Origin of the sequence: Corynebacterium crudilactis (assembly GCF_001643015.1) — a bacterium.
In the GTDB taxonomy this organism is placed as follows: domain Bacteria; phylum Actinomycetota; class Actinomycetes; order Mycobacteriales; family Mycobacteriaceae; genus Corynebacterium; species Corynebacterium crudilactis.
Map to the genome: position 1 here is coordinate 1,696,886 of NZ_CP015622.1, position 25,478 is coordinate 1,722,363.

At 51.1% G+C, this 25,478-nt stretch carries 24 protein-coding genes; 4 read left to right on the top strand and 20 right to left on the bottom strand.

Annotation, left to right across the window (positions count from 1 at the left end; translation table 11 throughout):
* Nucleotides 1-49: 49 nt before the first annotated feature.
* The 3 genes from ccrud_RS07965 to ccrud_RS07975 all read right to left on the bottom strand — a co-directional run bounded on the left by ccrud_RS07965 (nt 50) and on the right by ccrud_RS07975 (nt 3,811).
* On the bottom strand, nt 50-1,738 hold the full coding sequence (locus ccrud_RS07965) for a glycerol-3-phosphate dehydrogenase/oxidase (RefSeq protein ID WP_066565939.1): 1,689 nt from the start codon (nt 1,736-1,738) through the stop codon (nt 50-52).
* A 69-nt stretch (nt 1,739-1,807) separates the two neighbouring features.
* Nucleotides 1,808-3,097 carry a histidine--tRNA ligase gene (gene hisS / locus ccrud_RS07970; protein ID WP_066565942.1) on the bottom strand — a complete coding sequence of 430 codons (1,290 nt, stop codon included), beginning with the start codon at nt 3,095-3,097 and terminating at the stop codon, nt 1,808-1,810.
* A 72-nt stretch (nt 3,098-3,169) separates the two neighbouring features.
* Nucleotides 3,170-3,811, bottom strand: a complete 642-nt coding sequence (locus tag ccrud_RS07975; protein WP_066565943.1) for an MBL fold metallo-hydrolase — start codon at nt 3,809-3,811, stop codon at nt 3,170-3,172.
* 128 nt (nt 3,812-3,939) lie between these two features.
* Here ccrud_RS07975 and ccrud_RS07980 point away from each other — a divergent pair, with 128 nt between their 5' ends.
* The 3 genes from ccrud_RS07980 to ccrud_RS07990 all read left to right on the top strand — a co-directional run bounded on the left by ccrud_RS07980 (nt 3,940) and on the right by ccrud_RS07990 (nt 6,229).
* Complete coding sequence (locus tag ccrud_RS07980) at nt 3,940-4,782, top strand: peptidylprolyl isomerase (protein ID WP_066565944.1); 843 nt, start codon at nt 3,940-3,942, stop codon at nt 4,780-4,782.
* 447 nt (nt 4,783-5,229) lie between these two features.
* Nucleotides 5,230-5,763 (top strand): putative Ig domain-containing protein, encoded by a 534-nt coding sequence (locus ccrud_RS07985; protein WP_066565946.1) that lies wholly within the window; start codon nt 5,230-5,232, stop codon nt 5,761-5,763.
* A 205-nt stretch (nt 5,764-5,968) separates the two neighbouring features.
* Nucleotides 5,969-6,229: a hypothetical protein gene (locus ccrud_RS07990; RefSeq protein ID WP_066565948.1), complete on the top strand. Its 261-nt coding sequence runs from the start codon at nt 5,969-5,971 to the stop codon at nt 6,227-6,229.
* A gap of 80 nt (nt 6,230-6,309) precedes the next feature.
* On the opposite strand, the gene ccrud_RS07995 is transcribed toward ccrud_RS07990, so the two are convergent.
* The 11 genes from ccrud_RS07995 to ccrud_RS08045 all read right to left on the bottom strand — a co-directional run bounded on the left by ccrud_RS07995 (nt 6,310) and on the right by ccrud_RS08045 (nt 20,025).
* Entirely contained in the window at nt 6,310-8,592 is a 2,283-nt protein-coding gene (locus tag ccrud_RS07995; RefSeq protein ID WP_066565950.1) for a RelA/SpoT family protein, read from the bottom strand.
* A gap of 33 nt (nt 8,593-8,625) precedes the next feature.
* On the bottom strand, nt 8,626-9,180 hold the full coding sequence (locus ccrud_RS08000) for an adenine phosphoribosyltransferase (protein ID WP_066565953.1): 555 nt from the start codon (nt 9,178-9,180) through the stop codon (nt 8,626-8,628).
* A gap of 3 nt (nt 9,181-9,183) precedes the next feature.
* Nucleotides 9,184-10,785, bottom strand: coding sequence for an ABC transporter substrate-binding protein (locus ccrud_RS08005; protein ID WP_066565954.1), 1,602 nt, complete (start codon nt 10,783-10,785; stop codon nt 9,184-9,186).
* Between the two features lie 1,024 nt (nt 10,786-11,809).
* The gene (secF, locus tag ccrud_RS08010) at nt 11,810-13,006 is read right to left on the bottom strand and encodes a protein translocase subunit SecF (protein WP_066565955.1); all 1,197 of its coding nucleotides are present in this window, start codon (nt 13,004-13,006) and stop codon (nt 11,810-11,812) included.
* A gap of 2 nt (nt 13,007-13,008) precedes the next feature.
* The gene (gene secD / locus ccrud_RS08015; RefSeq protein ID WP_066565957.1) at nt 13,009-14,934 is read right to left on the bottom strand and encodes a protein translocase subunit SecD; all 1,926 of its coding nucleotides are present in this window, start codon (nt 14,932-14,934) and stop codon (nt 13,009-13,011) included.
* Nucleotides 14,935-15,178: 244 nt separating this feature from the next.
* Nucleotides 15,179-15,559 (bottom strand): preprotein translocase subunit YajC, encoded by a 381-nt coding sequence (gene yajC, locus ccrud_RS08020; RefSeq protein ID WP_066569724.1) that lies wholly within the window; start codon nt 15,557-15,559, stop codon nt 15,179-15,181.
* A 48-nt stretch (nt 15,560-15,607) separates the two neighbouring features.
* On the bottom strand, nt 15,608-16,699 hold the full coding sequence (ruvB, locus tag ccrud_RS08025; RefSeq protein WP_066565958.1) for a Holliday junction branch migration DNA helicase RuvB: 1,092 nt from the start codon (nt 16,697-16,699) through the stop codon (nt 15,608-15,610).
* A gap of 6 nt (nt 16,700-16,705) precedes the next feature.
* Nucleotides 16,706-17,326: a Holliday junction branch migration protein RuvA gene (gene ruvA / locus ccrud_RS08030; protein ID WP_066565961.1), complete on the bottom strand. Its 621-nt coding sequence runs from the start codon at nt 17,324-17,326 to the stop codon at nt 16,706-16,708.
* Nucleotides 17,327-17,356: 30 nt separating this feature from the next.
* Nucleotides 17,357-18,013 carry a crossover junction endodeoxyribonuclease RuvC gene (gene ruvC, locus ccrud_RS08035; protein ID WP_074025481.1) on the bottom strand — a complete coding sequence of 219 codons (657 nt, stop codon included), beginning with the start codon at nt 18,011-18,013 and terminating at the stop codon, nt 17,357-17,359.
* A gap of 142 nt (nt 18,014-18,155) precedes the next feature.
* Nucleotides 18,156-18,911 carry a YebC/PmpR family DNA-binding transcriptional regulator gene (locus tag ccrud_RS08040; RefSeq protein WP_066565962.1) on the bottom strand — a complete coding sequence of 252 codons (756 nt, stop codon included), beginning with the start codon at nt 18,909-18,911 and terminating at the stop codon, nt 18,156-18,158.
* A gap of 265 nt (nt 18,912-19,176) precedes the next feature.
* Nucleotides 19,177-20,025 (bottom strand): acyl-CoA thioesterase, encoded by an 849-nt coding sequence (locus tag ccrud_RS08045; protein WP_066565968.1) that lies wholly within the window; start codon nt 20,023-20,025, stop codon nt 19,177-19,179.
* Nucleotides 20,026-20,129: 104 nt separating this feature from the next.
* Between ccrud_RS08045 and ccrud_RS08050 the strand changes: the two genes are divergently transcribed.
* Complete coding sequence (locus ccrud_RS08050; RefSeq protein WP_066565970.1) at nt 20,130-20,615, top strand: DUF3817 domain-containing protein; 486 nt, start codon at nt 20,130-20,132, stop codon at nt 20,613-20,615.
* Between the two features lie 337 nt (nt 20,616-20,952).
* Here the strand turns inward: ccrud_RS08050 and ccrud_RS08055 are convergent, their stop codons facing one another.
* The 6 genes from ccrud_RS08055 to ccrud_RS08080 all read right to left on the bottom strand — a co-directional run bounded on the left by ccrud_RS08055 (nt 20,953) and on the right by ccrud_RS08080 (nt 25,460).
* Complete coding sequence (locus tag ccrud_RS08055; RefSeq protein ID WP_245670196.1) at nt 20,953-21,414, bottom strand: hypothetical protein; 462 nt, start codon at nt 21,412-21,414, stop codon at nt 20,953-20,955.
* 248 nt (nt 21,415-21,662) lie between these two features.
* Nucleotides 21,663-22,127, bottom strand: a complete 465-nt coding sequence (locus tag ccrud_RS08060) for a hypothetical protein (RefSeq protein WP_066565976.1) — start codon at nt 22,125-22,127, stop codon at nt 21,663-21,665.
* Between the two features lies 1 nt (nt 22,128).
* A complete protein-coding gene (locus ccrud_RS08065) occupies nt 22,129-23,214 on the bottom strand; it encodes a glycosyltransferase family 4 protein (protein WP_066565978.1) in 1,086 nt (361 codons plus the stop codon).
* Nucleotides 23,215-24,162 (bottom strand): phosphatidylinositol mannoside acyltransferase, encoded by a 948-nt coding sequence (locus ccrud_RS08070; RefSeq protein WP_066565980.1) that lies wholly within the window; start codon nt 24,160-24,162, stop codon nt 23,215-23,217.
* Nucleotides 24,163-24,192: 30 nt separating this feature from the next.
* Nucleotides 24,193-24,852 (bottom strand): phosphatidylinositol phosphate synthase, encoded by a 660-nt coding sequence (gene pgsA, locus ccrud_RS08075; protein WP_066565982.1) that lies wholly within the window; start codon nt 24,850-24,852, stop codon nt 24,193-24,195.
* Entirely contained in the window at nt 24,852-25,460 is a 609-nt protein-coding gene (locus tag ccrud_RS08080) for an ATP adenylyltransferase (protein WP_483772853.1), read from the bottom strand. Before ccrud_RS08080 ends, pgsA begins: the two co-directional genes overlap by 1 nt.
* Nucleotides 25,461-25,478: the final 18 nt, after the last annotated feature.

A 25,478-nucleotide genomic window follows, 5' to 3' on the forward strand; every position in this document is an offset into this window, starting at 1 on the left:
AAGGCGGATTCAGATTTGGAACGAGAATTTGCATCCATACCCCGGCGCGTTAGCGATACGGCTTTAACACACCCTGAATTGCATCTTGCGTGGCGAGATAGTGCTGGGACTGGGCGTCGATAAGCGTATTTGACCACCCGGTGGCCTCTGCCATGACCTGCGCCGTCGCACGTACGGCCTCTGGTTTTACATATCCCAGCGTGCCGAGCACGATGCGGCGATCAAGCACATCAGCCAGATCGACGGCCGCTTCCTCGGCGACAGCAAAAATAACCTGTGCCGCGATATCAGGGTGGGCAGGGTCGAGCCGGCGCCCCAGGTGCGGTTGCTTTGCGACGAGATCCAGCACTTTTTCATGCTCAGTTCCATACAGTCTGGCTAGATGAACCCGGATATCTTCATCCAGGTCTAGCTCAGGGTGGCTGCGCAGCGCTGACTCAAAGGAATCTGCGACGGAGTCATAGGCCCCGAAAGAGGTGCTCAGGGGTAAATATCTGGAATCGAAATGCCGTAGCGGTGGCAAAACGGCAGCTTGGTGCTCCACGATATGTTCAATGACTTTATAGCCCATCACACGCGAGGTGGTCCACTTGCCTCCAGAGACAGACACTAATCCGTCAATGCCGACATCGGCGTGGTCGGAGATATCGAAACGACGCGAAGAAGTATAAGTATCACTGCCATTGTCCACGAGCGGACGTACACCGACGAGGGTAGAAACAATCTCGCTGCGATCTAGTGGTGTGGCCCGTACAGAGTCAATGGTTTCTAAGAGCAGATCGATATCGTGTTCATCAGCTACGGCATCATCGGCATCGCCATCAATCATGGTGTCGGTGGGGCCAATAAGGGTGCGTCCCATCCACGGATTCACAATGACGTGTTTGCCGTTTTTACCGCGCACAAACACGCCACTTTGACTGCCTAAATCCCCCGTAAGCAAATGCACGCCCTTGGATTGCCGCACTTTAATGTTGGTAACTTCTGCCAGATCTCCCAATGCTTGTGCAACCCAGGGACCCGCAGCATTGATCACCACTGGCGCATACACTTCCCGCGTGGTGTTGCTGAGCTGATCGGTGATCTCTACGCCCTTGACGCGACCTTCCTCCTCGTTCCGGAGAATGCGGGTGACTTTGGCATGGTTAATTGCCGTACCGCCATCGGCAGCAAAAGCCTTGATTATCGCCAATAAGAGACGCTCTGCGTGCAGATTTAAGGTGTCATCGTGTCGCCACGCACCTTTAAGCCCTTCCGGATCCAACCACGGTACTTCCTTGAGGAGAGCTTTTTTAGGAATCCACCGAAAACGCGGCGAATGGTTTTCCTTCGATTGCCCCTGGTTACGCTGCCACGCCATGGTTTCATACAGCGCAACACCGGCGCCTAATACGGGAGCCTTCGGCTCTGACCACTCAAAAGCCGTGAGCATAAAGCTCCGCGGTGTCACCAAATGAGGTGCTGCAATTCCTAAATACCGGCGCTCTTTTACAGCTTCTTGCACCACACCAAAATCATATTGCTCCAAATAGCGCAGTCCGCCATGAATCATCTTGGAGGTTGTGGAAGAGGTTCCCGAAGAAAAATCCTTCGCCTCAAACATCACGGTACGAAGCCCGCGACCTGCAGCATGCCGAGCGATTTGCACGCCGGAAATGCCACCACCAATCACAATGACGTCATACTGATCACGAAGCGGAGGGCCAATCCTGCGGGAATCAAAGTGTGGGCTCGTCATTTAGAAAAGCCTAATAGCAAAACCGTCAACCCACAGTGTGAGTTGACGGTTTAAATTTCTCTTAGTTATTTAGGCAAGTTTGCCCTGCAAGAAGGTCACAACCTCATCGAGTGCGATATCGTGCTGTTCGTGTGCACGCATATCCTTCACTGCGATGGTGTTGTTTTCTAGCTCTTGTTCACCAAGCACCAAGGTGTAGAGCGCATTGGAACGATCCGCACCCTTCATGGCACCCTTCAGTCCACGGTCGCCATAAGACATATCGGTAGCAATACCAGCGACACGCAGCTTGTTCACAATCGCAGCAAGAGCCTTCTTGGCGTCCTTGCCCAGTGGTACGCCATACACATCAACGCGGCGCTCAGCGCCAACGGTAACGCCCTCGGTTTCCAGTGCCAGCATGGTTCGATCCACGCCGAGGCCATAACCAATGCCGGAGAGATCCTGTCCGCCAAGTTGAGCCATCAGCCCGTCATAGCGGCCACCGCCACCGATGCCGGACTGTGCGCCCAAACCATCGTGGACAAACTCGAAGCAGGTCTTGGTGTAGTAATCCAGACCGCGCACCATCCGTGGGTTGATGACATACGGCACACCCATATCATCAAGCAAGCCAGTGACAGTCTCAAAGTGCTCACGGCAATCAGCATCCAAGTTATCCAGCATCAATGGTGCATCTGCAGTCATTTCCTGAACTTCTGGACGCTTATCATCCAACACGCGAAGTGGATTGATCTCAGCACGCTTGCGGGTTTCCTCATCTAAAGGAAGCGCAAAGAGAAAATCCTGCAGCTTTTGGCGGTATGCAGGACGGCAGTTGCGATCACCCAAGCTGGTGATCTCCAGGCGGAATCCGGTCAGACCAAGGCTGCGGTAAGAACGATCAGCCAATGCAATGATCTCTGCATCAAGTGCTGGATCATCCACACCAATAGCTTCTACGCCAACCTGCTGCAGCTGACGGTAACGTCCAGCCTGTGGGCGCTCGTAGCGGAAAAATGGACCCGCGTAGTTCAGCTTCACAGGAAGCTGTCCACGATCCAGGCTGTGCTCAATAACTGCACGCATCACGCCTGCAGTTCCTTCTGGACGCAAGGTTACTGAGCGGTCACCGCGGTCAGCGAAGGTGTACATTTCCTTGCTCACCACATCGGTGGACTCGCCGACACCACGTGCAAACAAGCCAGTGTCTTCAAAGATTGGCAGTTCAATATGCTCGAACCCGGCCTTGTGCGCCTGATCCACAAAGGAATCTCGGACTGCTAGAAATGCTGCAGACCTAGGTGGCGCGTAATCAGGCACACCCTTTGGCGCAGCAAATGACTGAAGCTTTTCAGACTTAGACTTATTTTCACTCACGATAATTAACGATACCTATTCGTCTTAGTTCTACGGAATTTAGCTGGCTTAAAAATACTTAAAGCAAAATACTTAAAGCGCCAGCAGGAAAGGATTCCCCACACGTTCTGCACGCATGGTGGTGGTTGGTCCGTGCCCGGGAAGGATTTGCAAAGAATCATCAAGTGGGAGAACTGCCGTGCGTAGTGATTCATTCATGACTTCGGCATCAGACCAGTCAAAGTCAGTGCGGCCGATAGAGCCTTTAAACAACACATCCCCTGAAAAGCAATACTCTTTACCGATGATCAAGGTACAACCAGGTGAATGCCCGGGAGCATGCGCCAGCTTAAATTCTTCGCCAGCCAAAGAAATGGTTTCACCATCTACGAGATCATGAAGCGATGCTGGATCCGGGGAGACCATGTTATCGGCGTCGAAAAGCATGGCCGTTTTTGTACCTGATCCCTTGTACGCCTCAAGGAAAAAGGCATCAGCAGGGTGAATATAAACAGGTGCGTTGAAACGCTTAGCCACCAGCCCCGCATCGCGGGTGTGATCAATATGTCCATGAGTTAACACAATTTTGTCAACGCTTAATTTATTCGTGGTGATGTACTCCACGAGATCATCATGCGCATGCATACCTGGGTCAATGATCGCAACCTCAGTTTCACCGCGCACCACATAGCAATTTGTTTTATACGGACCTGCCGCGAATCCGAGAATCTCCATGGATAAACAGTGTAGTGCGCTACCAGTGCTCCCCCATCATTCCCTCAAGGTGCACAGTTACGGTTAGGATAGAAAAGAATTTTTTTACGTTGGACACGCCTCAATCAAGTAGCAAGGGATCAAACTCTGTGAGTACTAATAAGGAACGACGCCAGCAGGCGCTTTCCCAGCTGGAGAAAGAAATCAAAAGCCGAGATCGCAAAGAAAAGACCAAGCCACTTTCCGTGGTCTTTGCTTCCCTAGCTGTCATTCTCGTAGTCGTGGGCGGCATTTGGTACGCAGCAACCCGCAGTGCGGAAGATGAAGTAATCACCGCTGACGAAACCTCCACCACTGCAGCAACCCCTGATTATGAGCGTCTATCCCTCACCCGTGCTTCTGCACTCGAGGACACCGTTACCTGTGAGTATCCAGACTCCCGTGAGCCTTCTAAAGAAGTCTCCAAGCCTGCAACTGACAACGTGTCTGCAACCGGCACTGTAACTGTTGATCTCAAGACCGCTCAAGGCACCATTGGTATGGAACTTGATCGCTCCGTATCCCCTTGTACCGTAAACGCCATTGAGCACATGGCGTCTGAAGGCTTCTACGATGACACCGTCTGCCACCGCATCACCACTTCCGGCATCTATGTTTTGCAGTGTGGCGATCCAAGCGGCACTGGTGCAGGTGGCCCAGGTTTCAGCTTCGCCAACGAGTACCCAACTGATGAAGCAGCCGATGTAAACACTCCTGTTATCTACGAGCGTGGCACCATCGCCATGGCTAACTCTGGCCCAGACACCAACGGATCCCAGTTCTTCCTTAACTACGAAGACTCCCCACTGGCTCCTAGCTACACCTACTTCGGCCAGATCTCCGAAGAAGGTCTAGCAACTCTCGACGCAATCGCTGAGGCTGGCGCTGAAGGTGGAACTGGCGACGGCGCACCTGCAGAAGAAGTTCGTATCGAATCTGCAACTGTTGCATAAGTTCTAAAGCACCATCACCGCACCACGGTTCTGAAACATTTCAGAACCGTGGTTTTTGCATACCAAAAGAGCAACCGTTTACACAGAAGAAATCAGATTTCTACGTTTGATTAGACCCATTTTTCTGCTTCATATGCGTTTAGCATTCTCGATAGACCTGAGTTAACGCATCGAGTTGTCTTATATTTATGCAGGCAGAGTTACGTAAATGAGTAGATACTTCCACCAATGCCTCAGCAACCCCAAAAAGGGGTAATAAACTAGCATGGAATTTTCAGCCGTTTTCAATAGAAGCGCTCTAGTCACCAAGAACAGGCCACATTAGTCACAAATGTCACTTTAGTAACGTAAAGCTTGAGTTTTGATCACAAAAGGCTTGCACGACTATAAAGGCACGGTTAAGGTGATCAGAGAAATTCCACCTCCCTGAAACGAAGGATCCAGGAAATGAAGCTTTTCTCCCGCACCTCACTGGTCGCACTTGGCACCGCTGCAGCACTTACCGTCTCCGGCATGACCGCTCCTGCATTCGCTGACGAGGCAGTGCTGGACACCCCTGCAGTTGTTGCAGACGTTACCGAAGATGAGACCCCAGAGGTAACCGACACTCTGAAGCTCGAGCAGCCTGCCACTATCATCGGCGTCCCAGGTAAGGCAATCACCCCTGTAACCATCAAGGTTACTGAAGGTGTGGCTGTTTCCTTCACCTCCTCCAACCTGCCTAATGGTCTTCTCATCAACAACAAGGGCGAGATCACCGGTACTCCAAAGAAGGAGTTCACCGGCTCTGCAAAGGTCATCGCTAAGAATGCTGCCGGCACCCAGGTAGAGGAATACGTCAACTTCGATATCAACGAAGAGCCAACCGGCTCCACTGACACCGACAACATCGGTGACTGGATCAAGATCATCACCGCAGTTATCGGTGCGCTGACCACCATCTTGACCTTCGGCTCCAAGCTGGACGGCTTCCTGAAGTAGTCTTTCTTCGTTTAAAGAATTCATCCTTTGTGAACCATCATTCACAAAGGATTTTTTATTTGTCTTTCCTTGCTAATCCCCTACTTCGCTATATTTCTCTTTAGCTAAAATTTATATTTTGACCTGCACAAATCACTTGTGCACTAGAGTTAGCAGACATAGAGTATCTTGCGTAGTCCATTAATAAGCCAAAAGGGGTTTAGCCATGAAGCTATTTTCTCGTACTTCACTCGTTGCACTAGGTACTGCCGCCACGATGGCAGCAGCCACTCTTTCAGCTCCCGCACAAGCTGAAGAGGTAGCACCAGCAGCACAGGTGACATACCTTGCAGCAAGTGATGATAATTCCAGCAGTTCCATCGACGTCGATAACATTTCTGATTACGTTCTCATCGTCACTGGCGTCGTGGGCATATTGAGCGCTGCGTTGACCTTCGCAACCGCTTTTGAGCGTTCAATGAAATAAACCTTCCATACGTAAAAAACCCGGGGTCCCTATCCGTCATGGGATAGGGACCCCCGGGTTTTATTGTGGGCCTAGAAAATCTAGCCGCCTGAAGTCACGCGGTATACATCAAAGACGCCTTCGGCATTACGAAGCTGTGTCATTAATGAACCCAACTGCTTGGTATCTGACACGGCAAAAGTAAAGCGCACTGTTGCCACTCGATCTTCGGAGCAATGGGAATTCATTGCAGTAACTGATACCTTTTGCTCGTTGATGACACGAGTGAGTTCAAACAATAATCCAGCACGATCAAGTGCTTCTAGTTGCAAGGTAGCAGAGAAGATAGATCCGTGGCCTTCAGATGCCCAAGCGACAGAAACCATGCGCTCTGGTTCTTCTTTAAGTTTCTCTGCATTGGTGCAATCGGTGCGGTGGACAGAAACTCCGCCGCCGCGGGTGACAAAGCCAAAGATTTCATCACCAGGAACTGGCATGCAGCATTTGGCCAGCTTCGCCATGACATCTGGGCTACCTTCAACCATGATGCCGGTGCCGCTCTCCGCTGTGTTTCGGGAGTTAACCAGCTCACTGAACGGAGTGCGTGCCACCAATGCATCTTCAGCATCTTCTTCGTCTCCGAAAATAGCCATAAGACGGTTGACCACATGCTGCGCAGATATAGATCCAGAGCCAATTGCGGTGTAGAGCGCATCCACGTCTGGGTAGTGCAGTTCTGTCGCCACTGTCTTCATAGAAGCCGCGGTGAACAAGCGGTGTAGTGGAAGTCCACCACGTTGGATAACTGCTGCGAGAGCATCGCGGCCGGCTTCCAGGTATTCTTCACGGCGTTCCTTGGCAAACCACTGACGAATCTTCGCCTTGGCTCGTGGCGAGACCACAAAGTCTTGCCATCCCCTACTTGGGCCGGCATTTTGGTCCTTGGAAGTAAACACTTCGACGCGGTCACCGGATTTAAGTTGGGTCTCTAAAGCGACCAACTTTCCGTTGATCTTGGCACCGATGCAGCGGTGTCCCACTTCGGTGTGTACGGCATAAGCAAAATCCACCGGAGTGGAATCAACTGGCAAGTTGACCACATCACCTTTAGGTGTGAACACGAAGATCTGCTTGGAAGTGAGATCATAGCGCAGGCTATCGAGGAACTCGTTAGGATCCGCTGCTTCTTTTTGCCAATCCAGCAGCTGGCGCATCCACGCCATTTGATCAACTTCGGATTGTTCTCCGTTGTGGTTGCCCTTGGTTTCTTTGTATCGCCAGTGCGCTGCAATGCCGAATTCAGCGTTGTAGTGCATATCGTGGGTGCGAGCTTGCACCTCAAGTGGCTTGCCACCTGGCCCCATCACTGTGGTGTGCAACGATTGGTAGACACCAAAGCGTGGTGAGGAAATATAATCCTTGAAACGCCCAGGCAAAGCATTAAACAGTGAGTGCACGACACCAATGGCGGCGTAACAGTTATTCACGTTATCCACCAAGATGCGGATACCAACGAGATCAAAGATATCGTCGAAGTCACGACCCCGCACGATCATCTTTTGATAAATGGACCAATAGTGTTTCGGTCGGCCGAGTACTTCAGCTGCGATGTTGTTTTCGCGCAGGCCACCATTGACCTGATCTTTAATTTCTTTCAGGTACCGATCCCGCGATGGTGCACGGTCGGCTACGAGGCGCACGATCTCCTCATACTTTTTGGGATACAAAATAGCGAAGGAAAGATCTTCCAATTCCCATTTTATGCTCGCCATACCCAGGCGGTGTGCCAGGGGTGCAATCACTTCAAGGGTTTGGCGTGCCTTTTTGGCTTGTTTTTCAGGCGGCAGGAACCGCATGGTGCGCATGTTATGCAAGCGGTCTGCAACTTTAATTACGAGCACGCGTGGATCTTGGCTCATTGCCACGATCATTTTGCGGATCGTTTCGGCCTCCGCGGCAGCACCTAGTGCGACTTTGTCTAGCTTGGTGACGCCGTCGACAAGCCTGGTTACTTCTTCACCGAAATCTCTCGTGAGATCATCCAGTGAATAATCCGTGTCTTCCACGGTGTCATGTAGAAGGGCGGCAATCAGCGTGGTGGTATCCATGCCAATTTCCGCAGCAATCGTTGCCACAGCCAGCGGGTGTGTGATGTAGGGATCGCCAGATTTCCTCATCACGCCTTCGTGGAGACGCTCCGCTATGTCATATGCCCGTTCCAACGTTTGCGCATCTGCGCGTGGATGGAATTGCCGGTGAATGCTCAGCAGCGGATCCAGCACGGGGTTCGTGCGGACTCGGTTTCCAGTAAGGCTGCGGGCAAGCCTGGCTGACATGCTCCGCACGCCAATGGAAGATTTCTGCGGGTTGCGCTCCAGACTCATTTTTCCTGCCGCCTCTCTACATAATCCTGTTAGTTAAGGATTGTTGACCACAATGACAGGCCTATCACCGAGACGGTCCCTACCACCAAGGCCTTCGACCTCAATGGCGAGAATGTATCCGGAGACATGTCCATCACAAGATTCAATTAGTTTACGTGCAGCGCCCAATGTGCCACCTGTTGCTAGCACATCATCTATCAATACGATGTTTTTGCCAGCGATGTCAATTCCTTCGCTTGGCAGTTCCAACGCTGCTTTACCGTATTCAAGTTCATACTCCTGGGTCACCACAGGTGGGGGGAGCTTACCCTTCTTGCGGATCGCCAATACACCTAGGCCAAGTTTGTATGCAACAGCAGATCCAAGAAGGAATCCACGTGCATCCAAGCCACCGATGATCTCTGCATTCAATTTTTCTGCAGCTTCAGCCATGGCATCTACCAATGCTGCAAAAGATTCTGCATCTCCTAAAACTGGAGTGAGATCTTCAAAAAGCACACCTTTTGCTGGGAAGTCCTGTACATATCGGGTCTTCTTAGCCAGGGCTTCACGTGCCCTCTCGAAGGTGCTTAATGCCTGTTCGGTCACTACTTATTCCTCACTTCTGGACCAACGGTCCATGTTCCAACCGATACCGGCTAGGTCTGTATTAACAACAACGTTACCGACTGTGCGATCTATCACAAACACTCGGGGTTGCGCCGCCAAAGGAATTGATGGAACTTCTGCCCATAATTGCTCTTCGGTGCGCCTGGTCGACTCCGGATCAGTGCCGATAGTATTTGCATTTTCAAACTCTCGATGCGGGTCTACGCTGCGCAAAACTGCATCAAGCGTGCCATCGAAATACTGTTCATACCCCCATTCGCTAACCTCAGTGCGACTGAGATCATTAAGGCTTACCGCCTCTTGCGATGCATCAATAACAGTGATTCCGGCAGGCTCACAACTTACACGTATAGCTTCCACCATGGCTGCTTTTCGTTCGTCTGGACCGTCATATCCAATGCGGATTTCCTGTCCGGCAAGCGTGGAGGCTTGTCCCAGATCCACTGCGATATGTCGAGCTGGCAAATCTCCAATTTGTTGCACCACAGGGTTTTGGTGACGCACCGAGTGCACACCAACGGCAGGTACTTCGATTCCAGAGATACTTGTCGACGCCGCAGCCACCGCTTGTTGGTCAACGCAAGCCGCAAATGCCTGCCGGGCCTCCGGAGCGTAAAACACTCCAGCACTGGCCAGCGTCAGCTGTTCAGTTAAGACACCCACTTCCTCCTTGATGTCATAGCGATTTTGCGGATCATCGCGATGGACCCATGGTTCACTCTCCCATGCCACCACATCGGCGATCTGAAGGTTCCCAGCATTTGCGATAGCGCTCAGGTCTGAACCTTTGGGCCACACAGTAATCTCTTTTTCCACTGCCTGATCACCGCTGTAAAACTCATTGCGCACAAGTTTCACTTCTCCGAAGGCACCGACAGAATCAACCTTATAAGGACCAAAAGCCACCTGAAGTTCCGGATCAAAAGAGGAAAGCTGGAAGCCTTCACTCCACACCCGAGCGGGCTCCACCAACACTTCAGGATCCTTGTCCTTCAAAGCCACATTAAGCTCCCCCAAAGTCATGCCTGCTTTTGACGCAACTGCATGCGCAGGCAATAAAGCACCCTGCTCAAACAAATAACGCCAGCGCTGCCCAAGATCTTCTTTGAACACCAACGTGGCTGTTTTAGAACCTGTTACACAATCCACGCGCTCAATTTGGGCAGCAAGCGGCACATGCGATTGAAACAGCTCTGGCATCTGCCCTGCAGTAGCGGCAAGCAGGAAATCATCACACACCACAGGCTGACCATCTGAATAAGTGGCATCATCATTAATCGTGTAGATCACCTGACGATTAATACCCGGCAACACCTGCGTGGAGGCAAGATCTGTGTTCGGGATCATCTGACCAGAAGGGCCCTGAACATACACCCCTGGATACACTCGCGCAGACAATAAACTCGCATCAGTGGCCACACCCAGAAGCGAAACCGCATTTGTCGTAGCCAATGAAGAGTTCACTGCATAGCCAAACAAGCTAGTTTCATGGCTGGTCGGCTCCGGCTCCCCTTCACCACAACCTGCCAACACTAACGCTGCAACCAACATGATCACAGCGCTGCGTGACTTCCGAAACAACATGTGCGAAGTACCCAGCCTTTCCCCGAATCTTAATAGAACTGTAATTATACGGTTTTTGTACCGGGGACAACCAAATCTAGCAATTACCTACATGACGACTTCGCATTCTTAATTCCGGTCAGGGTTCATGCCATCTAACAGAGCCCAACTATCCCCAGAAAGAAGGCTCTTCTTTTTACAGAAGAAAGAGAGCTGCTACGGCAGTTTGCCACAGCTATCCCTACCACTTAGCGCCAGAAACTCATCACATTGACCAACAAGGAAAAATACTCCCCGAGCGCGTCTTAAGAGGTTGGCATTTTAGGATAAGTGGTTGGGCATGGCCTAGGTGCATTTAGGTGCTCACAAGCGATTCTGGGCAGTCGCTTTTCAGTCCAAACTCTTAAATTTTACAACCTGAAAAAGCACATCGATATTCCCTGACCTTTTGGCCAAATACAAGGTTAATCAGATCTGGATATTTGACCTAGCGACCAAAAAACAGAAAAACACTCCCGCTTGGTCGCTAGGACAAGTGTTCACCTAAGTAACTCAGGTGAGTGCTGAAAAACTACGACCAACCCCCAGATCACGTTGATCAGTAGGTCAAAATGACTCAAGTCGAGATTTCATCACTCTTTGGAAAGCACTACTTGACTTGAGCGTGCGGGAATACTCGAGTTAGACTCCCCTGCTTGTTTAAGATGCAAATTCTCGTTCCAAATCGCTGAAAAAGTAGATTTTGTGGCAGATTTTTGCATCTTCAGCGCGGTGTTATGCAAATACTCGTTCGATTTAGAAGTTGCCCAAGCCAGTTGAGGCAGATCCTTGCACCAGAATCTCACAGGATTCTCAATAGCCCCACATGCCCCACAAGCCACCGCGCCTAAACGTCCATTTAAGCGCTTAATGGACACCGTTTGATACGAATATGCATTTTAGATATTCAATCCCTTAAATCGACACACAGCTACATTGCCCAGAATGAAGAAAATCCCGCAGCACACAAAGTCTGCGGGATTTTTCTTAGTTCACCAAAGAGGGATTAGCTTCTACCTGGTCGCCAGGTTCCACTGGAATGTGGATCCTCACTAACAGGTTTGCTCACCGTGCGTTTTGCAGGTGCAGCAGAAGTCTCAGTGTCGCTTTCGATGTTGACCACTGCAGCACCGTCGGTGCTGGGCTGTGGGGAGGCGTCGAGAAGCGTGGTTTTGCCTTCGCGCAGTGCCATGACCTCGGCGGTGTGTGCTTTGGTTTTGCTCAGGCGGTTTTTCAGGCTCACGAGCAGTGGGGTTGCTAGGAAGACCGAGGAGAAGGTTCCTTCGATAACACCGATCAGCTGGATCAGTGCGAGGTCCTTCAGGGTGCCCACACCCATCATCCAGACAGCGACAACCATCAACGCGATAATTGGCAGCGCAGAAATAATGGTCGTGGAAATCGAACGCATGAAGGTTTGGTTGACAGCCAAGTTAGCTTGTTCCGCATAAGTTCGTCTGCGGCTGCCTTCAAACCCTGCGGTGTTTTCGCGGACTTTATCAAAGACCACGACGGTGTCATAGATGGAGAAGGTCAGCACTGTGAGCAAACCGATGACGGTTGCTGGGGACACTTCGAGTCCGATGACAGCGTAGATGCCGGCGATGACGATGCCGTCAACAAATAGTGCTGCCATGGCGGCAATGGCCATTTCGCGTTCCAGGCGGAAAGCGATGTAGATGGCTGCGACAACAAGGAAGGCAACCAGAGCCAGCACCATGCGCTTGGTGATGGTGGAACCCCAAGATTCCGACACGGTGGAGTTACCAATGGCATCAGGGCTTGGCTTGCCTGCAGAGTTCAGTGGCTGGAACTCCTCATAGATAGCCAAACGTGCCTTTTCGATGTCTTGATCGCCAAGGCGCTCGGAGTGGATCTCCAAGGTGCGAGCATCACCAGAACCGACAATCTGCACGATTTCTGGGGTGATACCAGTGGCCTCAATGAAAGTTTCTTCCACCTGCTCGGTGGAGTAATCAGCAGCTGGCATGCTCATCTTGGTGCCACCCTGGAAATCAATACTCAGGGAGAAACCACGGATGGCAATAAACAAGATGGAAATGATCAGCAAAATGCCGGTGATCCAGTACCATAGCTTGGTTTTTGCAATGAAGTTAATGCCACCGTCACCGGTATAGAGACTGTTAAACCAGCCGCTCTTTTTGGCTGCTTGTGTGCCTTCAGGCTTGCGTGATTCAGTCATGGTTACTTCTCCTCCTCTTCGTTGGTAGACGGTGTCTGCTGCGCTGCGGAACCAGCTGCGGAACCAGCTGCAGAACTTGCTGGCACTGCTGCGGCGGTGCTAGCTCCGGCGGTGTGCAACTTCTTCAAATACTCTGGCTCATCCAATTCGCCATTTGCGCGGCGTTCATCGACAAGTGTCATCACTCGACCCATGCCGTTAACGGATGGCTTGGCAAAGAACGGCTTACGGGATGCCAGGATAACCAGTGGTGCGGTAATCAGGAAGGTAACAACCAGGTCGAATACGGTGGTCAGACCCAGGGTGAAGGCAAAGCCTTTAACTTCACCAACAGCAAGCAAGTAAATCACGACGGCGCCCAGCAGGGTTACCATATTGCCGGTGACGATGGTGCGTTTCGCACTCTCCCAGGCGCGCGGTGCGGCAGATCTAAAGGAGCGACCCTCGCGGATTTCATCCTTGATGCGCTCATAGAACACCACGAAGGAGTCAGCGGTGGTACCGATACCAATGACCAGACCTGCAATGCCAGCTAGGTCCAGGGAGTAGCCAATCCAACGTCCAAGCAGGATCAGTAGGCCGTAGACCAAGACACCCGCTGCGAACAGTGTGAACAGGGAGACGAAACCGAAGATACGGTAGTAGGCAAACACGAAGATTGCGACCAGGGCGATACCGACGGCACCAGCAATAAGACCAGCCTTCAAGGACGCTGCGCCCAATGATGGAGGAACAGTGGTGGTCGTGCCGCCACGTTCACCGTTTTCACCTGCGAAGCTCAGTGGTAGTGCGCCATAGCGCAGGTTATTCGCCAAATCTTGCGCTTCGGTTTGGGTGAAATCACCGGTGATAGAGGTAGCAGATCCCACTGGGGTTGCTGATTGGATCACTGGAGCTGAGATAACTTCCGAGTCCAAGGTGATGGCAATTTGCTGCTGCAGGTATTGGCTGGTCAAATCTGACCAGGTTGCAGAGCCTTGTTCGCTATCGCCTGATTTGAAAGCGAAGTTAATTTCCATCTGACCACTCTGCGCGTTGAAGCCACCGGTGATCGGACGATTGGTATCGATCTCATTACCAGTCAGACGCACACCGTTTTCCTCATCAGTTTCACCGCGAAGCAGTGGAGCTGGGTCGAGGACGTAGACGCCACCAACAGATGGGTCACAGGTGACCAACGGCAACCGAGGATCATCGGTGCCTGCCAAAGGATCCATCTCACCAGAAGAACACTGCATCAAAGAACTTGCAGCGATCTGCGTGGTGGGATCGAGTGATTGGCGATCAGTGCGCAGCATGTCCGTGATTTCTTGACGGCGCGCGGTAGCCTCAATGGAGTTTGCTGGCTCTTCCATCGGAGTGGACGATACCGTGATTGGCTCCGGAGCGGTTGCTTCTTCACCTTCCGCGGTTGCAGCTTGTCCAACGGCGTTGTTCATCTCCTCTAAAGAGGCATTTGCTTGCTCCGTGGTGATGACGCCGTATTCCACCCACCTGTTGGCCATTTCTTCGAGCTGTGGCATCAACGTGGTCATATCAGGCATGCCGGCCTGACCGACAGGACGGAACAGCAGCTGCGAGGTTTGTCCCAAAGACTGCGCCTGCGCAGTATCTTCACCTGGAACGGTGATCACCAACGTATTGCCGTCTGCAACCACACTCGCACCGGACACGCCCATGCCATTGACACGGTTTTCCAGAATGGTACGAGCCTGAGTCAGCTGATCCTGCGTTGGCTCCTGTCCCTGAGGCACCAGCGTGACTCGAGTTCCGCCTTGCAGATCAATTCCCAATTTCGGTGTTGCAGAACGATCGCCTGTCAACAGCACCAATGCATAAACTCCAACGACGATGAGCACGAACAGCGCAATTGCGCGTTTTGGCCATCGTTCCCAGGCGCTAGCGGCACTCTTTTTTTGCCGAGCCAAGAAAGTCTCCTTAATTTTTAAAGCAACCAAAAACCACGCTTGTCGACGCCCACCTCCACCCAGTCGCCCGGGCTATGCCGGGCGCAGGGTTTAAAAGCGGACAAGTAGTGTTTAACCCAAAACATGCTACGCCATGATGGCAGCTTTGCCTTGCCATACAACTGTGAGTCTGGCTACCACATTAAACAGCACCCTTACGCACATGAAGTGTTCAGCGAAAGGGTGCTCAAGTTATTATTCTTTTTTAACGATTTTCCGGGTGTCCGTCTGCACGATCATCAAAGTTATTGTCAGTTTGTGGATCCACATCATCGATCTCTGAGCGATCATCAAACAACGTAGGCTCCTCCACGATCTGTGGCGCATCAGCCTTGAATAGCACGCGTACCACAGCCAGCTTTTCAAAAGTGCTAACAAATCCTGGTGCGATCTCTAGATCAACAGTGTCTGCAGTAGTGGAGACAACAGTTGCGTGCTGGCCAGCGGTGGTGACAATGCGATCGCCTGGCACGACAGAATCCTGCAGCTTTTGGATCTCAGTCATCCGTGCACGCTGGCGACGACTCATGAGGAAGGTAGGAACGATAAAAATACCTAGAAGAATAATCAGAAAAATAATGTCCATGATTAGCCAGTTTGCCAGACCAATAAACAACCTGGCTACCCAAGGTGCCTAATAATCTCCGATGGTGCCTTCTGGCGGTTCCAATCCCAGGTGTCTCCAGGCAGCAGCTGTGGCAACACGACCGCGCCCAGTTCGTGCAATCATGCCTGCACGCACCAAATAAGGCTCACACACTTCCTCTACGGTTGCAGGCTCCTCACCGACTGCCACAGCCAAGGTATTAACCCCGACAGGTCCACCGCCGTGTCCACGGACCAGGGCGTTGAGCACTTCCCTATCCAGACGATCTAAGCCCACTTCATCCACATCAAACACAATCAACGCAGCATGAGCTGCACCCATGTTGATATGGCCATCTGCATGGACTTCTGCGAAATCTCGGACACGGCGCAACAAGCGGTTCGCAATACGAGGCGTGCCACGAGAACGTGAAGCAATCTCTACTGCCGCATCATCATCAATGCCAACATCCAGAATTTTCGCTGTTCTTTTCACCACCTTGGTCAGATCATGCACATCATAAAATTCCATTTGTGCAGTAAAACCAAAACGATCACGCAACGGACCCGTCAGCATGCCTGAACGGGTGGTTGCGCCAACCAAAGTGAATGGAGGGATTTCCAAAGGAATCGATGTTGCACCCGGGCCTTTACCCACGATGACATCAATGCGGAAATCTTCCATCGCCATGTACAGCATTTCTTCAGCAGGACGCGCAATGCGGTGGATCTCATCAATAAATAAGACATCACCTTCCATGAGGTTGGACAGCATCGCGGCTAAGTCACCAGCGCGTTCCAACGCCGGCCCTGATGTCATGCGCAAACTGGTACCCAGCTCCTGCGCAATAATCATGGACATAGTGGTTTTACCCAATCCCGGAGGGCCAGAAAGCAGCACGTGATCAGGAACCACACCACGCTGCTTTGCGCCTGTGAGCACCAAAGAAAGCTGATCCCGCACCTTGGGCTGACCAATAAACTCGGCTAAAGATTTAGGACGAAGTGTTACTTCTGCATCATGCTCTTCTGGCTGCAGATTGGCATCGACATTAGTATCCGGTGCACGGCCTGCTCCCCCATTACGACGAGGTGGAATTCCTCCCGGAATCTCAAACTCTGTTTTTTCCACATCGGACATAAAGGTCTACTTTCCGCTGAGTTTTGCCAACGCAGCACGCAACGCACCGCTAGTATCCAAGCTCGGATCAGCCGTCAAGACAAAGGTCACTGCATCATCAGACTGCTTTTCGCTAAAGCCCAAACCAACCAACGCCTGCGATACCTGCTCCACGACCACTGCCGATGCAATAGATGCACCAGACAACGGTATTTGCTCTCCTGCTTCGTCAACAACACCCGCAGTAAATGCTGTGACTTTATCTTTCAGCTCTACAATCAAGCGATCTGCCATCCGCTTACCCACACCAGGCACGCGCTGCAAGGTTTTTGCATCGCCAGCAGAAATAGCCTGCGCAATTTCTAAAGGACTTAACACTGATTCGCACGCAAGTGCAAGACGCGGTCCCAGGCCAGAAACAGTCTGCAGCACCGAAAACATCTCACGGGATTCATTATCAATAAAGCCATATAATTTCATGGCATCTTCACGGACCACCATCGTGGTGAGCACCAAGGCTTCTTCGCCACGTATAAGCCGAGACAGCGTCGTGGGAGTAGTAACTACCTCATAGCCAACGCCATTGCATTCAATAACTGCGGAGCTAAGACCAATGTTAATAACGGTGCCGCGAAGTGAGGAAATCATAATGACACTCCTTAAATGTAGAGTTTTTAACTAGTTATCAGTTCGTTGAAACTGGCTGGGGTGAGCTGCTTTGGCGGAATCAAGTGCACTATTTCCCGCGGTAGCAGCATTGTGCGTAGATTTTGCTTTACCCAATTTGCCCTGTTGTACCCGCCGATGTTTTTCTAATTCCTGTACAGAATACTGTGCACGCATCAGCATCGGGGCTCGCCAGCAATGACATACCGCCAAAGCTAAAGCATCCGCTGCATCTGCAGGTTTCGGAGCTTCACTCAAACCTAAGATGCGGGTGATCATGATTGTCATTTGCTTTTTATCTGCACGGCCATTGCCAGAAATAGCCTTTTTCACTTCACTGGGGGTATACATGTGCACAGGCAATCCACGCTCAGCGGCCGCCAACATGAGCACACCTACAGCATGCGCGGTATTCATCACCGTGGAAACATTGCCACGCTCAAAAATACGCTCAATTGCGACAACATCTGGAGTGTATTCATCCATCCACTCACCCGCAGCTTTACTCAACCGCAAGAGGCGTTCAGCAAGCTCTGCTTCTGGTGGTGTGCGAACCACACCCACGGATACCGGATAGACGGTGCGCCCGCGACCCGCTTGAACCACAGATAGGCCACAACGAGTAAGCCCTGGGTCAATTCCCATGACTCTAAGCCCTTCGTGGTTCATCGCAGTTACTAATCCTTAAAACGACGTTAATGCGTAGTTGCTACGCGCCTCATTCATTTTTAGCACATAATTGCGATCACCCCGCTATCCACTGCAGTTTAGCTGCAGGGATAGCGGGGTGAAAGGAGTTTAAAGAAACGAATTAGTCTTTTTCTAGCTCTGCCAAAACCTCATCGCTCAAGTCGATATTGGTGTAAACATTTTGCACATCATCGGAATCTTCCAATGCATCCACAAGCTTAAAGACCTTGCGGGCACCTTCTGCATCCAGTGGAACTTCCACAGATGCACGGAAATCAGAATCTGAATCTTCAACTTCAATGCCAGCTTCGACCAAAGCATCGCGAACAGCCTGGATATCAGTTGGGGCACAGGTGATCTCGAAAAGATCACCGTTATCATTCACTTCTTCAGCACCGGCGTCTAGGACAGCCATCAGCACGTCATCTTCACTCAGGTCGCCCTTTTGGACAGTGATGACACCGGTACGGGTGAACATATAAGAAACCGAACCGGATTCACCCAAGTTGCCGCCGTTTTTGGTCATTGCGGTACGAACTTCGGTAGCTGCACGGTTGCGGTTATCAGTCAAACACTCGATAAGCATCGCAACACCGTTAGGGCCATAGCCCTCGTACATGATGTTCATCCAGTCAGCGCCGCCGGCTTCTTCGCCGGAGCCACGCTTACGTGCACGTTCGATGTTATCGTTCGGCACAGAAGACTTCTTGGCCTTCTTGATCATGTCATCAAGAGTTGGGTTTGCAGACGGGTCTCCACCGCCTGTACGTGCCGCAACTTCGATGTTCTTGATCAGCTTGGCAAATTCCTTGCCTCGCTTGGCATCATTAGCAGCTTTCTTGTGCTTGGTTGTCGCCCATTTTGAGTGGCCAGCCATATGCTCCCTTTCGTCGTCTAGCTTCCATCATCCACCGATGAATCCTTGGTCACGCACATTAAAAGCACCTGAAAAACACCACTATTTCAGTGGTGCTTATTGTGGATACATTCAACCTGCGTTGCGGTGGCGAAGCCGGGTAGCTTCCATGGAAACGGAGTTGGTAGTTGGAACTGATATACCAGTATACGCAAAGGTCAAATGAATAATCCTTAGGGTGGCTAAATTTCTGTCGGATTACCGGATTTTGCCAACCGAAAGGCTTTTAATCTTGACGCAATGGAATTGATTGCGCGCCTTTACGAAGCGTGCGGGTCATGCCTTCTTGATTCACAATTGCCACCAAATCGCCTTGTTGATTAAACAGTCGACCATGCGTCAAAGAACGACCGCCAAAAGCTGACGGTGAGCGCTGATCATAAAGTAGCCATTCATCGACTCGGAAGGGGCGGAGGAACCAGACTGCATGATCAAGGGATGCCATCTGCATTTTCTCATCAGGATGTGGCACCAATGCGCTGTGCAGCAAGGTCATATCTGATAGATAGGTCAAAGAGCACTGGTGGAACGTAGGATTATCCGGTAATTCTGAGGTGCATCGGATCCACACGGCTTGCTCTGTCGCAGTTAAATCGCTCAGCTCTAGCTGTGATTGAGGAATAACGCGGATATCCCACTCCGCCCACTCAGCTAACACGCTTTGGCTCGATACCGGCATGCGTTCCACTACTCCGGTGATCTCATCTGGGCCAGGAACTTTACGCATTTTATCCATGTGTTCAATACCTTCATCACCGCGATGAAAACTTGCCTGCATGCTAAAAATAACTTCGCCATCTTGAACGCCACGAACAGAGCGCGTGACATAGCTTCGACCATCTCGGACACGGTCAACTAAATAAATCGCAGGCTGCGTGGGATCACCTGGAGCAATAAAATAACCGTGCAAAGAATGGACGGTATAAGCATCATCCACAGTGCGTGTTGCAGCAACCAATGCTTGGGCTGCGACTTGTCCACCAAAGGTCCTCGCCAAATAGGATTCAATAACTGGACCACGGTAAATATCGCGGTCGATTTTTTCCAAGCTTAAAATATTTTCAATGGTTTTCACTGATCACTCCTGCTTTTAGGTATCTCGTGAGGTTGTTCACAAACACTAGCCTGCGCTTATTCACAATAAGGTGAAGTTCAAACGTTTAGGTTACGGTAAGAGCCATGACGCCACAGAAACTTCACCGTTTTGCAGCAATTTTGGAAATGTTTACCTGGACCTTGCTGATCATCGGCATGATCCTAAAATACAGTGGAATAACTGAAGCTGTTACCCCTATTGCCGGCGGTATTCACGGCTTTGGCTTCCTCTGCTTCGCAGCCATCACGATCACAGTGTGGATTAACAACAAGTGGACTTTCCCTCAAGGCCTCATGGGCCTGATTGTTTCTGTCATCCCTTGGGCAGCGTTGCCATTTGCGCTGTGGGCAGATAAAAAGGGACTTGTGGCCGGTGGATGGCGCTTTTCTGATAGGTCTGAGGTTCCAGCTACTTTCTTCGACAAGATTTTAGCCCAATTGATCAGGCACCCGCTGCGCTCCATTGCGATTCTTTTGGTGATCATCGCCATCGTCTTTTCCGCGCTCTTGGCAATGGGACCTCCTTATGATCCAGACGCCATTGCAGGAACTGTTGACTCCAGCAAGTAATAACTAAACAAGCACGCCACCGTTTGAGATATTTCTCAAGGCGGTGGCGTTTTTATTTGGAGATTGCGCGGATAGGCTGTTAAAAGGAGATCACGGAGTGGTAAAATGCAGGCACGTGTGCTCCTGGATAGTGCACGGGAGCATTACATAATTTGATCACCATGTTTCTCGTATGCATTCATAGCCACAGATCTCTCTTCCATTGAATGGTGAAAAGAGTAGTCAATGACCACGAGATAATCCTCGTGGTCATTGACTAGGTGCAGTTGCTTAGAATCTTAGAGGTATGCGAGATCCTCTCGAAGACGCAATCGTGTACTTAAGTTCGATCCACACGCTACTTGCGACAATGAAGAAATGTACTCTCATCAACTATTCGTGAGCTTTCAAGATTCCCCACATAGATTTGATCTACACTCAACCCCTGAACATCCCTAACATACGCTGACACCTGTGAGGTTTGAGTACTCTCGCCCTCGACGTGTGCATTAACAATAATTAGCGCATCAGGGTCTGTTGGCAGGCCTTCACCTGCTATAACAGTCCAGCTCGGATCTAAGTTTTTGGGATCAACTATGAAAGGATCGGCACGACCGTCGGGATCACTCAATTGAAGATACACCGGGTTTTCCTGGGGCGGTAAATCCTGGGTCATGGGGCCCGCCATGTCTACCGTATCAATAGGCAGACCACACGGCTGCACACGAACAATAAGGTCACCAGATTCAGACACCGAAAAACCAGCGCGCCCTTTAACATTGATGTCTCCCAAATAATTGCCGCATCCTGAAACAGCCACACCACAGATTATCAAGGCTGACAAAGTCTCGATTCGCCGATGCTTCATCGTAACTCCATCTTCAAGTGCACCTATCGGTAAAAATAAGGTGCGGTATTGTTTGGTTTCTCACCTGCAAACATAAGAGTACTTTCTTATACAGATTTACTCCTGGATTTTGTCAGAAAAGGTTTTTGACGGTCTAAAAGATATCAATCTCTACAAAACCATTGCAGTGATAAAAATAAACTGTCTATCCGCACAGTCTCTTAATCAAGCAGATCTGTATCCAGGAGTTCAAAGTACTCAGGCAACGGTGCTGTTCCGCCCAGCCTAAGCGAACGCACTGCAATCCGTGTCCGCAGATTTCTCGTATCACTGACTGCTTCGTTGTAAAAGCGGTGAGCTAATTCAACGCGGGTGGCTGCATCAATAATGGAATCTGGCAATGCGGTACCGTGCTGCAAAATGAGTTCAGAAATTTCTCGTTCTGCGCGGGCGCGTTGTAAAAATCGGGAGTACTCCAAAGGAATCATCTCTGCGCGACGCGAGGCTTCTCCCGCATTTGGCAAAAGCGCCCCCACTAATACGGCGCGACGATCAAGTGCTGCTTGGAGGGCTTGTCGTGCGGAATCGGTGCGGATATGAAGTCGGTTCAGACGTTGTGCGGTGAAATATGCCCATAAGAGGCAGGCTGTGATGAGGACAGCGGCAAGAAGATAAACAAGTATCATCTCATCCAAGCCTTACTTTATCGCTAGCGATGGTTTCATATACTGCCATGACCTGTGTGGACACCGTCGACAAATCATAAGCACTGGCGCGCGCTACTCCCGCGCTAATCAGTGTGTGGCGGGCGGAGGGGTCGTCGATAAGCAGTTGCAGTTTTTTGGCCAAATCGGCATCTGAGCCGGTTTTAAACAGCATGCCAGCAGGCTGCTCTGATTCTGAGTCAGTAACCAGGGAAAATGCCTCGAGATCACTAGCTACCACCGCGCATCCTGCAGCCATTGCTTCAACGAGGACAATACCGAAGCTTTCTCCACCGGTGTTTGGAGCAACGTAGATGTCTGCGCGGCCGAGGATCTCTGCTTTTTCTTGGTCGCTGACACGTCCGACGAAGTTAATGCCGGGGAGATCGCGGGCAGTGCCGCCACCAATCACAGTGCAGGTAAAAGGGCGGTCGAGCCTAGTCAACGCGCGCAATAAAATATCTAGACCTTTGCGTGATTCATCAAGGCGTCCGAGGAACACGATCTCTACCGGATCATTTGGCTTCGTTGTGCGCGCAGCCTGAAACGTTTGAGTTTCCACTCCATTGGGAATAAGCACTGGGTCTCCCCCAACTTGTTCTACCTGCCAGCGCCTGGCCATTTCCGAAACAGCAATGCCGGCGCGCACCTTTTCCAGCATCGGAGACAACACCGGCAAAAAAGCTTTGAGCAACTTCGAACCATTGCTTGAGGCGTGATAGGTAGCTACGATCGGACCTTCGGCAAAGCGGAGCGCTGCCATAGAAAAACTTGGTGAATTCGGCTCATGGATGTGGAGCACATCAAAATTGCCCTCACGAAGAAACTTCCGAACTACTCGAAACATCTTTGGCCCAAAACTTAAACGAGCAATCGAGCCGTTATAGGGAATGGGAAAGCTGCTGCCACCACGCACAACGAAATCCGGCACGTCCACGCCATCACTACACGGTCCAAGAACTTGAACTTCATGGCCTTGGGCAATAAAAGTTCTCGCTAAATCAAGGATATGCGCTTGAACTCCCCCAGGTTCATCAAAAGAATAGGGGCAGACCATCCCAATTCGCACCTATTTTTCCTCCTCTGAGATACCTAATTCGCCAGCGTGTTTCGCGCGCTGCAGCCTTTGTGGATCCAAATCACCAAACCACAGTGGCTGCAACATATGCCAGTCTGCAGGGTGCGCCGCAATATTAGCTGCAAAAAGATCGGCAATTCTTTGCACAGTATCTGACAGATTATCCACGTCAACGGCATCAGAAACACTTAATCCCCAGCCGGAATCACCGTCATCTTCAAACCAGGAATGGACCACATGAAGGGCCGCACCGGTTTCCAGAGCTAATTGCGCAGGACCTGCTGGCATCGAGGTTTTCTCGCCGAAAAATACTGTTTCCACTCCGGAATGCCGCAAATCGCGCTCCCCGAGCAAACACACTATTCCACCTTGCATCAGGGTTTCTTTAAGTTTTTCAAAAGGCGGGCGTTGTCCACCTGTCAATGGCAAAACCTCAAAGCCAAGGCTTTCTCGAAACGCAACAAAAGCTTCAAACAAGCGTTCTGGCTTGACTCTTTCTGCCACTGTGATGAATTGGCCGTGATAGCCCACCAAAAAAGTTCCGGCCATATCCCAATTTCCACTGTGCGGCAGAGTCAGGATAACGCCTTTTCCTTTTCCCAAAGAGGCATCCAGCATGTCCAACCCCACCACGCCTTGGTGTAGCTGAGCAAACAACTGTGGATCTTTAGAGGTCGTGGGCAGCCGAAAAGCTTCGAGCCAATAACGCGCATAGCTGCGCATTGCTTGTTTCACCAAAGACTGCGTGACGTTTTCAGGGCCCACCACGCGCGCTAAATTGGCGCGCAGTTGCCCCATGCCTTTACCGCTTTTCGACGCCCGATCCGCACCGAAGTTAAATATGCCTCGTGCGATAGGCAAAGGAAGCACGCGCACAAAACGCCAACCAGCTAAGTAGCCAAGCGCGCTCAAATTGTCCGGTGCGAAGAAATCTTTCATTCTCACGTGATGCTCCCTTAAAACCTGGTGCTACTTCGTAGTGCTGTAATCTGCTTTCGCACCTGCTGGTGCTTTGGTGAACTCTTTAGCTAGAGGAGATTTTCCGGCCAGCACCAAGCGCTGCACAACGGTATAAATACTGCCGGCAGCCAGCGCCCACAAGGCCACGTCAATGGCATAAGGAACACCCAAACCGGTCAATCCCAAACCAACGAGACTCACGATCAAACGCTCGGGGCGTTCCACTAAGCCGCCATCCATGGTAAATCCAGAGGCTTCTCCCCTGGCCTTGACATAGGAAATTACTTGCGAGGCAACCAAACACACCAGTGATGCTGCCACCAATGGTTGCGGTGCATCATAGGTGTAGACCAGCCACCAGGTGATAGCTCCGAAGAGGGCGCCATCGGTGATGCGATCACATGTGGCATCCAAGGTGGCACCAAATTTTGTGCCACCGCCTTGCATACGTGCCACAGTGCCATCGATCATGTCGAAAGCAGCAAAGAGCCCGGTCAAAATAGCAGCCCATACCAGATGTCCCGTAGGGATCAAGAGGAGAGCGACACCGACAGTCAAGGTAGCGCTAGCCACGGTGAGCTGGTTTGGCGTCACTTTCAGTTTGATCATCAACTTAGCCACTGGCTCGACGATGACCTGCGCAGGCTTTCGTCCATGAAGTCCCAGCATCAGTGCTCCTTCGGTGCTGCGTTGTAAATCGCTGAAGACAGCGTCGGATCAACGATGCCAGGTGCGCCCTCAAGCTCGCCCCATGCAGTGGCAAGCATTGCTCGAGTTTCCCTCAAGGTTTGAGGAAGTACTTTCACGCCATCAATAACAGTCATGAAATTAGCATCACCAGACCAGCGCGGCACGATATGAGTATGGAGGTGATCACCCACAGATCCGCCCGAAGCTTTGCCAAGATTCAGTCCGACATTAATCGCATCAGGACGAGATACGTTTTTCAACGCTTTGATGGCGGTTTGGGTAAATAGCATCATTTCTGCAGATTCCTCTACAGAAAGATCCTCAAGGTTCTTTTCTTTACGAAAAGGGATCACCATCATGTGTCCAGCGTTATAGGGATACAAATTGAGCACGCAATACACAAGCTCTCCCCTAGCCACAATCAAACCGTCTTCATCGCTGAGCTTGGGCACCTCGATAAAGGGGTCCCGCTTGGTAGCACCATCTGCTTTCGCATCAGTGCCACCTGGGCGATTTTTGATATAGCCCATCCGGTAGGGAGCCCACAGACGTTCAAGCCTGTCGGGCTCCCCAACGCCCTGATCAATATAGACCTGGGCGTTATC